Origin of the sequence: Curvibacter sp. APW13, from assembly GCF_032337135.1 — a bacterium.
Classification (GTDB): Bacteria; Pseudomonadota; Gammaproteobacteria; order Burkholderiales; family Burkholderiaceae_C; genus Allorhodoferax.
Map to the genome: position 1 here is coordinate 235,834 of NZ_JAVXZZ010000002.1, position 16,485 is coordinate 252,318.

General features: G+C 63.7%; 15 protein-coding genes. 6 read left to right on the forward strand and 9 right to left on the reverse strand.

Features of this window, described 5'->3' with window-relative positions; all coding sequences use genetic code 11:
- Positions 1-13: 13 nt before the first annotated feature.
- Positions 14-1,126, reverse strand: coding sequence for an ATP-dependent 6-phosphofructokinase (locus tag RQP54_RS09440; RefSeq protein WP_315678002.1), 1,113 nt, complete (start codon positions 1,124-1,126; stop codon positions 14-16).
- A 97-nt stretch (positions 1,127-1,223) separates the two neighbouring features.
- Here RQP54_RS09440 and nagZ point away from each other — a divergent pair, with 97 nt between their 5' ends.
- Both nagZ and RQP54_RS09450 read left to right on the forward strand, forming a co-directional pair.
- Entirely contained in the window at positions 1,224-2,315 is a 1,092-nt protein-coding gene (gene nagZ, locus RQP54_RS09445) for a beta-N-acetylhexosaminidase (protein WP_315678003.1), read from the forward strand.
- Positions 2,316-2,343: 28 nt separating this feature from the next.
- A complete protein-coding gene (locus tag RQP54_RS09450) occupies positions 2,344-2,745 on the forward strand; it encodes a hypothetical protein (RefSeq protein WP_315678004.1) in 402 nt (133 codons plus the stop codon).
- Positions 2,746-2,748: 3 nt separating this feature from the next.
- Here the strand turns inward: RQP54_RS09450 and RQP54_RS09455 are convergent, their stop codons facing one another.
- On the reverse strand, positions 2,749-3,282 hold the full coding sequence (locus RQP54_RS09455; RefSeq protein ID WP_315678005.1) for a hypothetical protein: 534 nt from the start codon (positions 3,280-3,282) through the stop codon (positions 2,749-2,751).
- 104 nt (positions 3,283-3,386) lie between these two features.
- Here RQP54_RS09455 and xdhC point away from each other — a divergent pair, with 104 nt between their 5' ends.
- The 3 genes from xdhC to RQP54_RS09470 all read left to right on the forward strand — a co-directional run bounded on the left by xdhC (position 3,387) and on the right by RQP54_RS09470 (position 6,501).
- Positions 3,387-4,202, forward strand: a complete 816-nt coding sequence (gene xdhC / locus RQP54_RS09460; RefSeq protein WP_315678006.1) for a xanthine dehydrogenase accessory protein XdhC — start codon at positions 3,387-3,389, stop codon at positions 4,200-4,202.
- Between the two features lie 242 nt (positions 4,203-4,444).
- Positions 4,445-5,668, forward strand: coding sequence for a urate hydroxylase PuuD (locus RQP54_RS09465; protein WP_315678007.1), 1,224 nt, complete (start codon positions 4,445-4,447; stop codon positions 5,666-5,668).
- Between the two features lie 95 nt (positions 5,669-5,763).
- A complete protein-coding gene (locus RQP54_RS09470) occupies positions 5,764-6,501 on the forward strand; it encodes a transporter substrate-binding domain-containing protein (RefSeq protein ID WP_315678008.1) in 738 nt (245 codons plus the stop codon).
- A gap of 31 nt (positions 6,502-6,532) precedes the next feature.
- Here the strand turns inward: RQP54_RS09470 and RQP54_RS09475 are convergent, their stop codons facing one another.
- The 3 genes from RQP54_RS09475 to RQP54_RS09485 form a co-directional block, all read right to left on the reverse strand.
- Positions 6,533-7,159 carry a LysE family translocator gene (locus RQP54_RS09475; protein WP_315678009.1) on the reverse strand — a complete coding sequence of 209 codons (627 nt, stop codon included), beginning with the start codon at positions 7,157-7,159 and terminating at the stop codon, positions 6,533-6,535.
- 35 nt (positions 7,160-7,194) lie between these two features.
- Complete coding sequence (locus tag RQP54_RS09480) at positions 7,195-10,395, reverse strand: EAL domain-containing protein (RefSeq protein ID WP_315678010.1); 3,201 nt, start codon at positions 10,393-10,395, stop codon at positions 7,195-7,197.
- Positions 10,396-10,499: 104 nt separating this feature from the next.
- Positions 10,500-11,936: an 8-oxoguanine deaminase gene (locus RQP54_RS09485; RefSeq protein WP_315678011.1), complete on the reverse strand. Its 1,437-nt coding sequence runs from the start codon at positions 11,934-11,936 to the stop codon at positions 10,500-10,502.
- Positions 11,937-12,217: 281 nt separating this feature from the next.
- On the opposite strand from RQP54_RS09485, the gene RQP54_RS09490 reads away from it, so the two are divergent.
- A complete protein-coding gene (locus RQP54_RS09490) occupies positions 12,218-12,841 on the forward strand; it encodes a Crp/Fnr family transcriptional regulator (protein ID WP_315678012.1) in 624 nt (207 codons plus the stop codon).
- 12 nt (positions 12,842-12,853) lie between these two features.
- Here RQP54_RS09490 and RQP54_RS09495 read toward each other — a convergent pair whose 3' ends face one another.
- The 4 genes from RQP54_RS09495 to RQP54_RS09510 are packed head-to-tail and all read right to left on the reverse strand — an operon-like array spanning position 12,854 to position 16,464.
- The gene (locus RQP54_RS09495; RefSeq protein WP_315678013.1) at positions 12,854-13,507 is read right to left on the reverse strand and encodes a GntR family transcriptional regulator; all 654 of its coding nucleotides are present in this window, start codon (positions 13,505-13,507) and stop codon (positions 12,854-12,856) included.
- Positions 13,508-13,528: 21 nt separating this feature from the next.
- Complete coding sequence (locus tag RQP54_RS09500) at positions 13,529-14,308, reverse strand: SDR family NAD(P)-dependent oxidoreductase (protein WP_315678014.1); 780 nt, start codon at positions 14,306-14,308, stop codon at positions 13,529-13,531.
- A complete protein-coding gene (locus RQP54_RS09505; RefSeq protein ID WP_315678015.1) occupies positions 14,305-15,090 on the reverse strand; it encodes an SDR family NAD(P)-dependent oxidoreductase in 786 nt (261 codons plus the stop codon). The genes RQP54_RS09500 and RQP54_RS09505 overlap by 4 nt, the downstream gene beginning before the upstream one ends.
- A gap of 6 nt (positions 15,091-15,096) precedes the next feature.
- A complete protein-coding gene (locus RQP54_RS09510; RefSeq protein ID WP_315678016.1) occupies positions 15,097-16,464 on the reverse strand; it encodes an aspartate aminotransferase family protein in 1,368 nt (455 codons plus the stop codon).
- Positions 16,465-16,485 lie beyond the last annotated feature (21 nt).

Consider the following 16,485-nt stretch of genomic DNA (forward strand, 5'->3'; position numbering starts at 1 on the left):
AGCCCGGGGCCAATCAGTCCCCGAAGGTGATGCCGAGGTCGCGCCCGGTCTGCAGGGTGTCGCTGTCCATGGGCACGGCCTTCATGCGTCCGGCCACTTCATCCAGCCGCACGTAGTTCACGTTGGGGAAGGCCAGTGCCACCATCACCCCCGACATGCCGTCTTCCAGCGCCCGCACCGCAGCGGTGCCGAAACGCAGGGACGCCAGACGGTCGAATGAGGTCGGGCTGCCACCGCGCAGCAGGTGGCCCAGCACTACGGTGCGGGCGTCCTTGCCGGTGCGTTCTGCCAGCTGGGCTGCGACGCGCTCCCCGATACCCCCCAGGCGCTCTGCGTGGCCGATCTCAGCCGCTGCCGCCACCGCCCGCTCGCCATCGCGCGGCTGGGCACCTTCAGCCACCACAATGAGCGAATACTGGCGGCCCATGGCGTCCCGCTCCTTGACCTTGGCCGCGACCTTGTCGATGTCAAAGGCGATCTCGGGAATGAGGATGCCGTGCGCGCCGCCGGCAATGCCTGCGTGCAGCGCGATCCAGCCAGCGTAGCGTCCCATCACTTCCACCACCATCACGCGCTGGTGACTTTGGGCCGTGCTGTGCAGCCGGTCCAGGCACTCGGTGGCAAACGACACGGCGGTGTCGAAGCCGAAGGTGGTGAAGGTCTTGTCGAGGTCGTTGTCGATGGTCTTGGGCACACCCACCACGGGCAGGCCTTTCTTGTGCAGGGCGTCGGCGATGGTGAGCGAGCCGTCTCCCCCCACCGATACCAATGCGTCGATGCCTCGGGCCTTGAACCAGTCCAGCAGCTCGTCGGAGCGGTCGGTGTCCTGCACGTTGCCGTCGGCCTGGACCACCGGGTAGTGGAAGGGATTGCCCTTGTTGGTGGTGCCGATGATGGTGCCACCCAGGTGGGCAATTCCGCGCACAGTGTCCGGCGTGAGCGGCAGGGTGCCGCCCTGCGGGTAGCGCTCGGGGTTCAGTATGCCGTTGAAGCCATCACGGATGCCCACGCACTCCCAGCCGCGGTTCGTGGCTGCCATGACGACGGCGCGGATGACGGCGTTCAGGCCCGGGGCGTCGCCCCCCCCGGTGCTGATGGCAATGCGGCGGATTTTCGATGTGCTCATGTCGCTCTCCTCAACAGCGCGAAGCATATGCCTTTTTTAGCCTCCTGCCCGCATAAAATGGGCGCAAACAGCTCCCACTTTGATAGCAATTACCTCCATGTCCTTTCACGCACCCCTGATCATCGACATCGCTGGCACCACACTGAGCAAGGTGGACCGCGAACGTCTCAAGTCCCCCTTGGTGGGCGGTCTCATCCTGTTCGCCCGCAACTGGGTCGATCGCGCACAACTCACCGCCTTGTGCCGTGACATCCGACGCGTGCGCAAGGACCTGCTGATCTGTGTGGACCACGAAGGCGGGCGTGTGCAGCGCTTCAAGACCGACGGATTTACCCACCTGCCACCCATGCGCGCCCTGGGCGAGATGTGGATGGGCACGCAGGCCGGCACCACCGCGGCCAAGAAAGCCGGGCCCATGGACGCCACCAACGCCGCCACGGCGTGTGGCTATGTGCTCGGTGCCGAGTTGCGCGCCTGCGGCGTGGACTTGAGCTTCACCCCGGTGCTGGACCTGGACTATGGGGAAAGCGGCGTTATCGGCGACCGCGCCTTTGCCCGCGACCCGCGCGTTGCCAGCCTGCTGGCCAAGAGCCTGATGCAGGGGCTGCTGCAAAGCGGCATGGCCAACTGCGGCAAGCACTTTCCTGGTCATGGCTTCGTCAAGGCCGACTCGCATACCGAGGTTCCCGTGGACAAGCGTAGCCTGACGGCCATTTTGGCTGACGATGCGGCTCCTTACCGCTGGCTCAGCCACAGCCTCACGAGCGTCATGCCGGCCCATGTGATCTACCCCAAGGTGGACAGCCGCCCGGCGGGCTTCTCCAGCCGCTGGCTCAATGACATCCTGCGCGGCCAGCTGGGGTTCACCGGCGCCATCTTCAGCGACGACCTTTCCATGGAAGGTGCGCGGCGCATTGACGGCGCGGTGGTGAGCTATACCGATGCGGCCGTGGCTGCGCTCAATGCCGGCTGCGACCTGGTGCTGCTGTGCAACCAGTCGGTCGGTAAGGGCGAGCCGGTGGACGAACTGATTGACGGACTCACGGAAGCCCAGGTCAAGGGCCGCTGGAACGCCAGCGAAGCCAGCGAGCAGCGTCGTCGGGCACTGCTGCCAACTTCACCTGCACCGGACTGGGACACCCTGATGGTGCAGCCCGCCTACATGCAGGCGATGGACTGGGTGCTTTGAAACGGCTTGGAAGGGAATCGCTATGCCCATGATGGGACGCTTACTGGCTCTGGTGCTGGCACTGGGGGCCTTGTACCTGCCCTGGGGTGCTGCAGCCGCCAGCAAAAAGACTGTGTCGGTGCCACACCACGCCAAGACGTCGACGGGGAAACACCATGGCGCCAAGGCGCCTGCCGAGCGCGGACTACAGGCAAGAACAACGCGTCGCCATGCGGCTGTTTCCACGCGTGTCGGTTCCGGCGCCCACAAGGCAGGGGTGCGTCCCTCCGGCACTGCAGCAGCCAGGCATAAATCCACGCAGCGCGCCATGGGAACCTCGCATGTTGCTGCGCGCCCAAGCGCCAAGGCGGCGCCGACGCGTCACGCCGGCAAACCCGCAGCCAAGAAGCGTGCCCAACGCCCGGTCAAGGCGCGCAAGCACAAGCGCTGAGATTCAGTACTGGCCTTCCGACAGGGTGTGCAGTTGCCACTGCCCGCTCTTGTGCCAGAGCCACGTCTCGGTGTAGGTCACGGAGCCCAACTTCCAAGGTGCCGGATAGGGGGCTGCGGCGCGTACCTTGGCTTCGATCTGGGCCATGACTTCGGGGGCATGGCTGGGCGCGCGCATCCAGCGCACGCCGGTGACGTAGCCACGCTTGTCGATGTCGGTTTGCAGCACACCCACCGCGTAAAGCAATGGGGGTAGCTTGCCCGCGTAGATTTCGTCGCGATGCAAGCTATAGAGGTGGGTGGCCACGTCCTTGCGGTAGTCCTGGATGTTGGTGGCCACGGATATGCGCTGTGGCGCAGGTTCCGGTGGGGGGAGTGGAGCCGGTTGGGGTGGCAGCGGTGCCGGGGCGGGTCGTGGGGTGGGGACTGGTGCGGGGGGCGGCTTGCTGGCACAGGCAGCGAGCGCGGCGGCGACCGCTACCGCCAGCCAACGCAAGGACGTGCGCGCCGTCTGCTGGCGGTGTATGGCGTCGAACATGGTATCTCTCCGAAATTTCTTATGTAAGGCTGAGCATACTGTGCCAGAGTGCGTAACCGCCCCGCGCGTTGCGGGGACTCTTTATGTAAGCAAGCATTGCGACCATGCCTCTTCTTGACGAACTATTACAAACACTCACGGCCGAGCCGGCGATCCTGGTGCAGGTATTGGGCGTGCGCGGGTCGGCGCCACGCGAAGTGGGGGCCTGGATGGCTGTCTTCAAGACGTCGCAGATGGGCACCATTGGTGGCGGACGCCTGGAATGGGATGCGCTGGAGCATGCACGGCGGTTGCTCGACGGTGGGGCACAGGGAGCGGTTAGCGTGCGGTATGCCCTGGGGCCCAGCCTGGGGCAATGCTGTGGAGGCGAAATGACCCTTGGTTTTCGCGCCATCGGCGCGGCTGACGTCGAATCCCTGCTCTCTGAACTGAAAGTCGCATGCATGCCGGTGGCCTTGTTCGGGGGCGGGCATGTGGGGCGCGCACTCGTACACCTGCTGGGCAGCCTGCCGGTACAGGTGCAGTGGGTCGATAGCCGGGACGAAATCTTTCCGCAGCAGCTCCCGTGCAACGTGCAGTGCGAGCACAGTGCGCCGGTGCAAGCGGCTGTGGCAGATCTGCAGCCCGGGTCTCGGGTTCTCGTCATGAGTTTCAGCCACGCAGAAGACCTCGATGTGGTCGCGGCCTGCCTGCAGCGCCAGCGTTTGCGAGGCGACCTCCCTTTTGTCGGGCTGATCGGCAGCAAGAGCAAATGGGCGTCGTTCCAGGGGCGTCTTCGCGAGCGTGGATATACAGACCAGGACCTCGCCCATGTGACCTGTCCGATCGGGGTCCCAGGCATCGCGGACAAGCGCCCGGAGGTGATCGCCGTGGCAGTCGCTGCCCAGTTGCTGCAGACCCTGGGAAGCATGGCATCCTAGGGAAAACACCGACGGAAAATGGAGGCTTCTGTTTACCTTGGCGGTGGTACGTTCCGTGAAAACTGTATACACTTTTCACGGGTCGCAGCGGAGCCGAAGCCTCTCCCGCCAGCGCAGGCGCCAGCCTGTACGGGGTCGCAGGCGGGAGTTCGTGGCCATGGAACTGCTCAGAGCGCCCGCGGTGGTGAGCAGCGTCAACATGCCCCGGTATTCCGGGCACACTCCTTGCAAGGCACATCCGTATGGAAAGCTATGTTCTGGATTGGGTCAACCTGCTGCTGCGGTGGGCCCATGTCATCACTGCCATCGCCTGGATCGGGTCGTCGTTCTACTTTGTCTTCCTGGATTCGAGCCTTACTCCGCCCGAGGATGATGACCTCAAGCGCCAGGGGGTCAGCGGCGAGCTGTGGGCGGTCCATGGCGGGGGCTTCTACCACCCGGTCAAGTTTGCCTTGGCGCCGCCGAAGCTGCCTTCCCACCTGCACTGGTTCTACTGGGAAAGTTACAGCACCTGGTTGACCGGTTTTTCCTTGTTCACGGTGTCCTACCTCTACAACGCGGGCATGTATCTGGTGGACAAGTCTCGCATGGACTGGGGGCCTTCATCGGCCGTGGCCGTGGCACTGGCCTTCCTGGTGGTGTTCTGGCTGGCCTATGACGGCATCTGCCGTGTTTTTGGCCAACGCAAGAATGGCGACACCATCGTGGGTGTGCTGGTGGCTGTGCTGGTATGCATTGCCTCATGGCTGGCGTGCCACTGGTTTGCCGGCCGCGCCGCCTTCCTGCTCATGGGGGCAATGCTTGCGACCAGCATGAGTGCGAACGTGTTCTTCTGGATCATCCCTGGACAGAAGACCATGGTGGCGGACATTGCCGCCGGGCGCGCGGTGGATCCGATCCATGGCAAGCGCGGCAAGCAGCGCAGCGTGCACAACACCTATTTCACCCTGCCGGTGCTGTTCGCCATGCTGAGCAACCACTACAGCTTCACCTACAACCATCCGGACAACTGGCTGGTGTTGATTGGCATGATGGCTGCCGGCGCAGCCATCCGGCAGTTCTTCGTGCTGCGCCATGGCTACAAGCTCGGCCGCAACCCGAACCCCTGGGGCTATGCACTTGCCGGGCTAGCGACGATCGTGTTGCTGATCGTATGGATGCGCCCGATGGCATCTGCTGTCAATGGCGTAGCAGTCAAGGCAGATGGCACGGCTTCGGTGGCCCACTTGGGGTACAGAAGCATCGAGCCGATCTTGGCGCAACGCTGTTATGCATGCCATGGTGAAACGGTGCAGATGAAAAATGTTCGTCTTGATTCAGCTCCGGCGGTGGAGTTGCATGCGCAGGCGCTCTATACCCAAGCCGTTGTGGCCCGTACCATGCCCCTGAACAACGCGACCGGTATTACCGAAGAGGAGCGCCAGATCCTCAAGACCTGGTTTGAAAGCGGGGCCAGCGTACGCTGACTATCCTCCCTGCTGCAGGCGCCGCTCGCACTTGCAGTGTCTGACAAGTGTCACTACGATGGAGCAACCTTCAACGCCTAGAGGAGTGTAGAACCATGAAACGTGTTTTGACCATTGTTTCCTTGTGTGCAGCGCTTACGGCCCCATCGGGGCATGCGGCTAGCTTTACGGTGGGCGTGGAGGCCAATGACTACATGCCCATTTCCAAGGGAGAGGGTGGAAATTACAGCGGCTATGCGCGGGATGTCCTTGATGCCTTTGCGGCCAAGTACGGCCACACATTCAGCTACAAGCCCTATCCCGTCAATCGCCTGTTTGACGAGTTCGCGGTTCAGAAGTCGCTTGACTTCAAGTTCCCTGACAACCCGTACTGGGCAGGTGATGCAAAAAAGGGGCTCAGCATCACCTACAGCAAGGGGGTGGTCGCAGTCACCGAGGGACTCTTGGTGCTGCCAACCAACAAGGGAAAGCTCAGCAGTGTCAGCAAGATCGCCACGTTGCGCGGCTTTACGCCTTTTCCCTATCTGGATCAGATCAAGTCCAAGAAAGTGGCTGTGACCGAGGTGAACGCCGCCGAGGCAGCCATCAAGCTCGGTGAGGCTGGCAGGGTTGACGGCGTATATCTGGGTACCCTGGCCGCAAATTACATCATGGCGGAAACACTCAAGCAGCCGGGGGTGCTGGTGTTTGACCCCGCTTTGCCCAATTCCACCAATGACTTTTCACTGTCCACCTTGTCGCACCCCGAGGTGATCAAGCAACTCGATGAGTTTCTGGCCAAGGAGAAAGACCTGATCGGAAAGCTCAAGGCCAAGTACAAGATCGTGGAGTAGGCACTGCTGCCTGCATCGGGAGCCTGACGATCTAGCGCTGCGCGAGTGCCAAGCGCGCCGCCAGTGCGGTGAATACCAGCGCGGCAGTTCGATTGAGGGTCTTCTGGGCCCGTGCTGAACGCTTGAATGCCGCACCGGAGCTTGCGGCAAACCAAGCGATGCAGCCGAACGTCAGCAGCGCTGCCAGACCGAACACGGCACCGAGCAAGGCAATCTGCAGCGGCACGCTGCCAATTTCCGGGTTGGCAAACTGCGGCAGAAACGCCAGGAAGAAGATGGCCACCTTGGGGTTCGTGACATTCATCACCACGCCACGCAGATAGGTCTGCCTGGGCGTCATGGCCGTACTGGCTGGCGCATCGCCGAGTCCGGCCGGTGCATTCCAGGCCCCCCAGGCCAGGTACAGAAGGTAGGCGGCACCAGCTAGCTTGAGGACCAGAAACGCGGTGCTGGACGCGGCCAGCAGCGCCGCCAGACCCAAGGCCACCGCCGCGGTGTGGAACAGCAGACCTGAGCACAGTCCCAGCACCACCAGCAGACCGGCCTTGCGGCCGTGAACAGCGGAATGCAGGAGCACGAACACGTTGTCCGGTCCTGGTGACAGTGCCAGCAATACGCTGGCTGCGAAGAAGGTCAGGGTGGTATCGAGGCTGAGCATGGTGGTGTTGGGTGCAAATGGGGCGACCAGGAATCTTAAGCGGTGGCCGGGCCCGTCGCGCGATCCGCGTTTGCCTTCCGGTCCCACCAGGTTGCCAGACTATCCACCGGCCCCGGCCTGCCAAAAAGATAGCCCTGGTAGGCATGGCAACCCAGTGCGGACAGGAAGTCGCGCTGGCCTGGTGTTTCCACCCCTTCGGCAATGACCGCCAGTCCCAAGCTGTCGGCCAACGCAACGACCATCTTGGCGATGGCGGCATCGTTGCCATCGGTCTCGATGTGGCGCACAAAACCCTGATCGATCTTGAGCTGGTCCAGCGGCAGTCGCTTGAGGTAGGACAGGGAAGAGTATCCGGTGCCGAAATCGTCCAGCGAGAAACTCACCCCCAAGTTTTTGAGGCGTGACATCTTGGCAATGACGTCGTCCAGATCGGTGGCCAGCATGCTTTCCGTCAGTTCCAGCTTCAGTCGCTGCGGGTTCGCGCCGGAATCGACCAATACTCGCTGCACCATGCGGTCAAAATCAACATGGTGAAACTGGCGGGCGCTCACGTTGACTGCAATGATGAGTTCCCGTGTCTGGGCATCCGCAGACCAGCTGGCCAATTGGCTGCAGGCTTTTTCCAGTACCCATTGACCAATGGGAAGGATCAGGCCGGTTTCTTCTGCCAGCGGAATGAACTCACCCGGAGAGACCATGCCCCGTTGTGGATGGCACCACCGTACCAGTGCCTCGACTCCGAAAAGGCGACCATCGCGCGCCACCTGGGGCTGGTAGTAGAGCAACAACTGGCGCTCCTGCAGCGCTGTGCGCAATGCAGCCTCGAGCGCCACACGGGCATTCACGGCCTCCTGGATACGCGGGTCGAAGAACCGAACGGCATTGCGGCCGCTGCTCTTGGCCTGGAACATCGCGAGCTCGGCGCGCACCAAAGGGTCTTCGGGCTTGAGGTGAAAGGTCGATCCGAACAGGGTGACGCCGATGCTTGCACTGCAATGAACCGTGTGGCGGTCCAGTTCCAGGGGGGCTGCAATCGCTGTGCGTATCTTTTCGGCAGTCAGTTCGGCCTGGCTCGCTGCCTCCATATCCTTGCTGCTGAGGTCTTCCAGCATGACCACGAACTCATCCCCTGCGAGCCGAGCCACCGTATCACCTTGGCGCACGCAGTGGCGCAGGCGTTTTGCGAGCTGCTCGAGCGTGCGGTCGCCCAAGGCGTGGCCCATGCTGTCGTTGAGCAACTTGAAATCGTCCAGATCGATGTAGATCAATGCGCTGAGATGGGTGTGCCGAGTGCTGGAACTCAAGGCCAGACTCAAGCGGTCCTGCAGCAAGCGTCGATTGGCAAGATTGGTCAGCGGGTCGTAGAAAGCCAGCTGCTGTATCTGGCTTTCTGCAGCCTTGCGGGAGCTGATGTCCATGAAGATGCCGACATAGTGGGTGATGCTTCCGGACGCATCCTTGACGGCACTGATGGTCAGCCACTCCGGGTAGATCTCCCCATTCTTGCGGCGGTTCCATATCTCGCCTTGCCAAGCCCCGTCCGCGATCAGTGCGTCGCGCATCGACTGGTAGAAGTCGGCCTGGTGGCGACCCGACTGGAGAATGCTGGGGCGCTTGCCGATGACTTCATCGGCACGGTACCCAGTGATCCTCGTGAACGCTGAGTTGACCCGCAAAATGGTGTTGCTGGCGTCGGTGACGGTCATGCCTTCATGGGACTCGAACACGGTGGCAGCGATGCGCAGGGCGTCCTGTGCCTGCAACTGATCGGTGATGTCGCGTATGTGTGCCTGGGTGACCGGCGTGCCATCAATCAGCATGCGGTTCAGGCGCACCTCGGCCATGAATTGGGGTCCCCCATGCAGTTTCTGGTGCGTCCACTGGAAACTGACATGTCCGGTGGTGGCAGATCGGAGCGCATCCTGTATGTCAAGCGCCTTGCGCTGCGACGGTAGTCCGTCGGACTGGTTGGGAGGCGACAGAGCGCTTGGCAGCAAACCGATCAGGTCGCTACGGTCTCGCGCACCGAAGAGGGTGACTGCGGCGGGGTTGCAATCGATGATTCTGCTGTCCTCCATGATCAGCACTGCGTCGACCGCCGATTCGAACAGGGTGCGGTGGCGTAGTTCCGACCGATTCAGCTCTGCGGTGCGTTCGGCTACGCGCTCCTCCAGCACGCGGTTGGCCTGCTCCAGAGCGCGGTCGGCTTTGTGCGAGCGCCGGCTGAATCGCACTGCCATCCACAGGCCCAACAAGGTTGGAATCAACAGCGTGATCGCCGCTGTGACGGTGAGTTGGTTCATTGCAGGCTCGATCTCCGCCAGCAGGCTGGATTCGTCGCGCAACAGGTAAAGGTGCCAGCCCAGGACGGTAGTGGCCTGGAAAGTCAGCCAGCGGGCCCCATTCCCATCGGTCACGGTGCTGCGCTGCACGCTGTCAACGGCAGAGCGGCTTGCGTCCTTCGGTTGGCTCGGTGGGTTGGCAGCCATCGCGGACCGAAAGGGTTCATCCAGACCACTGCTTGCCAGTAGGGGTGTGCTGCTGGCGAGCGGGTGCCCTTCGCTGTCAACCAGAAGGGCGCGGTCGAATGGCGCGATGTGCTCCCGCGAGACCAGGCGGTCGAGTTGGTCAAGGTGTACCACCCCACCCAGATGGAGCTGGAGCCGGCCGTTGGCGTCAAAGACCGGGATGTCCATCGCGACTGCGGCACGGCCATCTGCGCCGACAAAGCGGTCCGATATCGCCAGCGACCGCGTCTTCAGGGCTTTCTGGATGTAGGGTCGGTTGGAAAGGTTGAACTGCTGCAGGTTGCGCTGCACTTCAAAGGGGTGGGACAGGTAATGGTCCCCTTCGGGAGTAAGAACAAAGACGACCGAAAAGCCCGCCTGCGTGCGCAGGAATTCCATGATGGCGCGCTTGCGTTCTTCCAAATGGGGCGGAAGTCCGTTGATGCGCCGATCGATGTGCTGGCGCTCTGGCAAGGCTGCAAAGTCGGTCGACAGCGCCGCGGTCTGCAGCGCCTGGCTGCTTTGATCAATACGGCTTTCGATATCGGTGACCAGCGAAGCCACGAAAGCCTCGTGGTCGTTGGAGCGTCGTTCCAGCACCCAGGATTGCAAGGTGTGGCGAGCGACCAGCACCAGCAGGCAAAAGGCCACCAGGGCGGGCACCAGTCCAACAGCAAGTATCTGGCTTTGCTTGGGCAGGCGCATGAAGTGATCGAAGGGGCGGCGCATTCAGACGAAGGCCCGATCGTCGGTGCATGCCCTTCGCTTGTCAATATGGCCAACCAAGGCCTTGCCAAACGCAGGCTATGGACCGTTCCCGCGCATGCAACACATCACCCCGTGACCGCACAAAGCTGCCTTGCCATGCGGTTGTGCTGTTCGACCAGCAGCGCGCAATCCAGCGTCTGGAGCCGACCTTCGGACACGACGATGCGTCCGTGGACGATGGTGTACGCAGCCTGTGGGCTGGCACACAGCAGCAGACTGGCTACAGGGTCGTGCACGGCACCGCCAGCGAAGCCGAGGGTCTGCAGGTTGAACAGCGCCATGTCAGCGCACTGGCCCACTGCCAGTTGGCCAAGGTCGGTTCGTCCCAACACTTCCGCGCCGCCTCGGGTCGCAAGACGCAGGGCGTCACGCGCTGTCATTTCCGCTGGCCCCAGGTCGCAACCGAAGAAGCTCCGCTGCGCACCGTCAACCCGGCGACTCTCAGCCGGCTGCATGGCGCGTGCGACCCGCGCCAGCAGCAGTGCCTGACGCGCTTCGGCAACCATCTGCGCTCCGTCATTGCTGGCACATCCGTCCACGCCCAGGCCGACGGGTACACCGGCATCAAGCATCTTGCGTACCGGGGCGATGCCGCTGGCCAGACGCATGTTGCTGCAGGGGCAGTGCGACACGCCGGTACGGCTGGCGGCAAAAAGGCTGATTCCTTCACTATCGAGCTTGACGCAGTGTGCGTGCCACACATCGGGGCCCAGCCAGCCCAGTTCCTGGGCGTATTGGGCTGGGGTGCAGCCGAATTTCTCGCGGCTGTAGGCCAGGTCGTGGTCGTTTTCCGCCAGGTGGGTGTGCAGGCGCACTCCGTAGTGGCGCGCCAGAGCCGCCGACTCGCGCATGAGGTCGCGGCTGACGCTGAAGGGAGAACAGGGCGCCACCGCCACGTTGAGCATGCTGCCGTGGCTGGCGTCATGCCAGGTCTCGATCAGGCGCTGGGTTTCCTTCAGGATTGCATCTTCCTTTTCGACCACGGCATCAGGGGGCAAGCCACCTTGGCTTTGGCCTACGCTCATGCTTCCGCGGCATGCGACGAAGCGCATGCCGATGGCTTGCGCCGCCTCAATGCTGTCATCCATTCGTACCCCGTTGGGGTAGATGTAGAGGTGGTCGCTGCTGGTGGTGCAGCCCGACAGCAGCAGTTCTGCCATCGCCACCTGGGTACTGACGCGCACCATCTCGGGCGTGAGTCCAGCCCAAATCGGGTAGAGCCCCTTCAGCCACGAGAACAGTTCGGCGTTCTGCACCCCGGGAATGGCCCGCGTCAGGCTCTGGTACATGTGGTGATGGGTGTTGACCAGCCCCGGTGTGACCAGATGATCCGCGGCATTGATCACCCGGTCGGCTTGCTCCCACACCGGTGGCAGTTCGGTGTGGGGGCCCAGCCAGGCGATGGTGCCATCCTGCACGGCAATGGAGGCGTTAGAGAACTCGCGTCCGCGATCGTCCATGGTGGCGATGCAGCGTGCGTTGCGTATCAGTAGGGTGGCCATTCAGCGATTCCTGTGTTCAACGTATCGGATGGCGCGATCAATGCGCCATGGCGGTAGGTCGAGGCCGAATCCCACAGTGGATGAATCCACCGAGGCGAGCACCGCGATTGCCGAGCATACCGGGCTGTGCTGAAGTGTGCATCTACGAAGGATGTACTGAGTGGGATTTTCTCTCAACGCCCGAGAATTGGATGGGTTCTCGGGTTTACCCGTAGAGATGCAACGGGATCTTTTTGATTTTGATTAAGGTCAGCATCCCTTGGAGTCGGCACAGTTCGGCTATGTTTGGCCAGGAATCGTTGCTCAAAGGGCGTCCGCAGGAGTGTTGCGGGCCTGGTGCCGTGCTGCAACGGCGCGGCGTCTTTGCGCAGGAAGTCATCTTCGTCGACAGCGGTGTGGTTGGTCTTGGCGTGGCCGGTGCCCAGGAGCTGGAGCATTGCTTAGGCCTGGCCCAGGGGCCTTGCTGGCTGGAACCCAGTGCAGCCATTCTGGGTCTGGCCCCGGTGATGGATGCCATGGCCCAGAGCTCCACCCTCCTGCGGCGCATTCCGTTGGCAGATTTCCGCCAGGCGCTCGGTGGTTGCAGCCCCGGCGTGCACAGCATGGTGTGTGACATGGCGCGACTGCACCTGCAGCAGACCGAGGTGGCCGTCGGTCGTCTGGTCAAGGATGCGGAAGGGCGTTGCGCCCAATGGCTGCTGCAGCATGCCAAGGGCGCAGCCGATGGTCATGTGGTGGTCGAGTTCCAGGATCGCAAGCGCCAGGTGGCACAGATTCTGGGTATCGCACCCGAAACGCTTTCGCGCATTTTCAAGCTGCTGCGCGAACGGGGCCTGATTGCAGGCACCGGCAAGGTGGTCGAGTTGGTGGATCTGCCTGCGCTGAACCAGCTTGCGGGGGTCTGAACACCCGCAGTGTCATTGCGTGCAGCGGCTGCGCAGAAACTGGCCTGCGACGAACAAGTCGCGCTCCACGGCGCGACGTACGCCGGCTGCATCGCCGTTTTCCAGCGCCTTCATCATGTCGGTGTGGGCGTCGTTGAGTACGCCACTGTCCGGGTTGTCGTCGAACAGCTGGTTCGACAAGGGGCCAACCTTGAGCCACACGGTCTCGATCAAGGTCATGAGCATGGGCGAACCGGCGGCGCGGTACAGGCGCACATGGAATTCCTCGTTCGCATCGAGGTAGGCCTTGGCATCGTTGGCCGCCAGCGCGCGTTCCATGGCGGTAACCAAGTCCGCCAGCAGCTTGCGCCCGTCGGCCCCCATGCGCAGCGCGCCGCGTTCAGCCGCCTCGCCCTCCAGCAGTAGGCGGTTCTGCAATACATCGTCGAACTCGGCCTTGGATAGCGACGGAACGGACACCCCCTTGTTGGCACTGTGGGTCAGCGCGCCTTCGGCGGCCAGGCGCAGCAAGGCCGCACGCACCGGCATCACGCCCACGCCCAGGGCTTGCGCCACGTTGCGGATCTTGAGCCGCTCGCCCGGCAGGAACTTGCCCACCGACACCCACTGGCGCAAGGTGGCGTAGGTGTTGTCCTGCAGCGTGGTGGAACTGGACGTGTCGGTCATGGCGCAAGTGTAGCCAGCGGCTCAGTAGCCAGCGGTCAGGCCGAAGTCGAGCAGGGCGTTGGAACCCGTGACGCCCTCGCAGGCCGGGCTCAGCAGCCAGGCGGCGTGCCAGGCGACCTCCTCGGGGCGCAGGAAGCGGGCCTGGGCGCCTTGCGGGTAATGCTCCAGCAGGCGCTGGAAGTAGGCTTGCGGGTCGCCAGCGCCATAGCGCTCGGCCTGGAACTGCAGCATGGGCGAGAAGATGTCCGACGGGCACAGGGCATTGACGCGCACGCCGTGCGCGGCCAGCTCGCGGGCCAGGGCCTTGGTCATGACCCCCACGCCGCCCTTGCTGGCGCAGTAGATGGCGGCACCGGCGTTGCCCACCACCCCGGCATCCGAGCTGATGTTCACGATGGCACCGCGCGTGGCCTTGAGGGCCGGGATGGCGCGACTGTTGAGAAAGAAGGTGGCCTTGAGGTTGACGTCCATGCAGCGCTGCCAGTCGGCTTCGGTGGCCTCTTCGCTGGGGCCTTCCACCCAGATACCCGCACAGTGGGCCAAGCCATCGAGGCGGCCATGCGTCTGCAGGGTGTGGGCGATCAGGCGCTCGATCTGCGCCACTTTGCTCAGGTCAGCGGCACAGGCCGTGGCACCCAGCGCACTGGCGCGCTCGTGCAGGGCAGGGACATCGCGGTCGGTCAGCACCAGGCGGGCACCCAGCGGGGCCAGCACCTCGGCCAGTGCACCGCCGACACCTCCGGCGGCGCCGGTGACAAGCACCACGCGGTCGGCAAAGAGCCCGGGGGCGAACGGGTTCATCCCTTGCGCTCCTGCAGGCAGTTGGCACCGTCCACCACCAGCAATTCGCCGTGGATGTAGCTCGCACCCGGCATGGCCAGGAAGGCGATGGCGGCGGCCATCTCGCGCGGGGTGCCAGCACGACCCAGGGGGGTATGGCGGGAAGCCACGGCTTCTTCGGCCGTCTGCGACCCCGTGGCCACCCAGCCTGGTGCCACGCAGTTCACCGTGATGCCCTCGGTGCCGCACTCCAACGCCAGCGCGCGGCTCATGCCGACCATGGCGGCCTTGGCCGCGCTGTAGGCCACTTCACCCGGGTTGGCGACCACCGGGCCGGTGACCGACGACACGTTGATGATGCGCCCCTGGCGGCGCGCGCGCATGCCGGGTAGTACATGGCGCGTGGTGTGAAAGCAGGTATCCAGGTTGCGACGAATGTCGGCGCTCCACTGCTCGGCTGTGAGTTCGTGAAACGGCGCAAAGTTCTCCGCCTGCCCCTGCTGCACCATGCCCGCGTTGTTGACCAGGATGTCGATGTGCCCGAAGTCGCCCAGCACTCGGGCCACCAGCGCTTCGGTTGCTGCGCCATCGGTCAGGTCTGCGGTGTAGCCGCGGGCCTCGAAGCCTTGTGCCCGAAGCTCCGCAGCACGCTCCTCAATGCGCGGCCCAGTGGCACAAATGGCCACCTTGCAGCCCAGTTCGGCCAGCAGCTGCGCGGTCGCAAAGCCGATGCCTTCGGCGCTGCCCGCGCCAGTGACCAGTGCCACTTGGCCCTGCAGGCTGAACAGGGGGTGCGCGTTCATCGTGGCTTATCCCTTGAGTGCGGTGAGCACTTCGTCAAACGCCGCCAGCAGCTTCTCGATGTCCTGCGCGGTGGTGGCCGGGCAGGTGAGCAGCATGTTGTGGAAGGGCGTGATCATGCAGCCACGGTTGAGCAGCATGAGGTGGATCAGCTGCTCCAGACCGCCGTCGCGCAGTGCATCGGCCTGGGTGCCATTGCGCGGTGGGGTCGGGCCAAACTGGAATTCGCAGCGCACACCCACCTGGGTAACGCACCAGGGCAACTGGTGCTTGGCGATGGCGGAACGCAGGCCGTCGGCCAGCGTACGCGTCAGGGGCAGCATGTGGTCGTAGGCGGACTGGGTAGCCACTTCGCCCAGCGTGGCGCGCATGGCGGCCATGGCCAGCATGTTGGCGGTGAGCGTGGTGCCGATGCCGGAGTGGCCGGGCGCGGCATTGCGTTTGGCGTCCATGGCACGCTGTGCCAGTTCGGCCGACATGCCGTACACCGCGCAGGGCACGCCGCCGCCGATGGGCTTGCCGAACACCAGCGCGTCGGGTTGCAGTCCCTCGGTACGGGCATAGCCGCCGGTGCCGCTGGAGATGGTGTGGGTCTCGTCCAGGATCAGCATGGCCCCGGCTGATCGGATCATGGCCTGCGCGGCTTCCCAGTAGCCGGGCTCAGGCAGCACCATGCCGATGTTGGTCATGACCGGCTCGGCCAGCACGCAGGCAATGTCACCTGCGTCCAGGGCCGCTTGCAGCGCAGGCAGGTCGTTGAACTCCACCACCACAGTGGTGTCGAGCAGGTTGTGTACCTGGCCCAGCAGGCTGTCGCGCTGTTGCGGCTTGCCGTTCACCAGGTCGACAAACACGTCGTCCACCGTGCCGTGGTAGCAGCCGTTGAACACCAGCAGTTTCTGGCGGCCCGTGGCGGCACGCACCCAGCGCAGCAGGAAGCGGTTGGCATCGCTGGCGGTCATGGCGCTTTGCCACACGGGCAGGCCAAAGCGGCGCGCCAGTTCTTCACCCACCCAGGCCGCGTCTTCGGTGGCGAGCATGGTGGTGCAGCCCTTGGCCACTTGCGTTTGCACGGCCTTGACCACCGCAGCCGGAGCATGGCCAAACATGGAGCCGGTGTCGCCCAGGCAGAAGTCGATGAGCTGGTGGCCGTCCACGTCGGTCACGTGGGCGCCCTGGGCCGCCGAAACGTGCAGCGCAAAGGGCGTGGACCAGTCGTTCATCCAGTGCAGCGGCACGCCGAACAACCAGTGCGGTGTGCAGCGGTCGGCCAGCAGCTTGGACTGGGGGTTGCGTTCGATGAAGCGCTGGCGCTCCTGGGTAGCCAGGTTTTGCAGCGTGGCCTCGTTCAGGCCTTGGCGGGTGTGGTGTGTCATGGCAATGTCTCTTCGGGGTTT

Coding starts and splice junctions, on each gene's coding strand:
- xdhC (WP_315678006.1), top strand. CDS start 3,387: ATGCCTCTTCTTGACGAACTATTACAAACACTCACGGCCGAGCCGGCG.
- RQP54_RS09455 (WP_315678005.1), bottom strand. CDS start 3,282: ATGTTCGACGCCATACACCGCCAGCAGACGGCGCGCACGTCCTTGCGT.
- RQP54_RS09480 (WP_315678010.1), bottom strand. CDS start 10,395: ATGCGCCGCCCCTTCGATCACTTCATGCGCCTGCCCAAGCAAAGCCAG.
- RQP54_RS09440 (WP_315678002.1), bottom strand. CDS start 1,126: ATGAGCACATCGAAAATCCGCCGCATTGCCATCAGCACCGGGGGGGGC.
- RQP54_RS09500 (WP_315678014.1), bottom strand. CDS start 14,308: ATGAACCCGTTCGCCCCCGGGCTCTTTGCCGACCGCGTGGTGCTTGTC.
- RQP54_RS09485 (WP_315678011.1), bottom strand. CDS start 11,936: ATGGCCACCCTACTGATACGCAACGCACGCTGCATCGCCACCATGGAC.
- RQP54_RS09465 (WP_315678007.1), top strand. CDS start 4,445: ATGGAAAGCTATGTTCTGGATTGGGTCAACCTGCTGCTGCGGTGGGCC.
- RQP54_RS09505 (WP_315678015.1), bottom strand. CDS start 15,090: ATGAACGCGCACCCCCTGTTCAGCCTGCAGGGCCAAGTGGCACTGGTC.
- RQP54_RS09470 (WP_315678008.1), top strand. CDS start 5,764: ATGAAACGTGTTTTGACCATTGTTTCCTTGTGTGCAGCGCTTACGGCC.
- RQP54_RS09490 (WP_315678012.1), top strand. CDS start 12,218: ATGTTTGGCCAGGAATCGTTGCTCAAAGGGCGTCCGCAGGAGTGTTGC.
- nagZ (WP_315678003.1), top strand. CDS start 1,224: ATGTCCTTTCACGCACCCCTGATCATCGACATCGCTGGCACCACACTG.
- RQP54_RS09495 (WP_315678013.1), bottom strand. CDS start 13,507: ATGACCGACACGTCCAGTTCCACCACGCTGCAGGACAACACCTACGCC.
- RQP54_RS09450 (WP_315678004.1), top strand. CDS start 2,344: ATGATGGGACGCTTACTGGCTCTGGTGCTGGCACTGGGGGCCTTGTAC.
- RQP54_RS09475 (WP_315678009.1), bottom strand. CDS start 7,159: ATGCTCAGCCTCGATACCACCCTGACCTTCTTCGCAGCCAGCGTATTG.
- RQP54_RS09510 (WP_315678016.1), bottom strand. CDS start 16,464: ATGACACACCACACCCGCCAAGGCCTGAACGAGGCCACGCTGCAAAAC.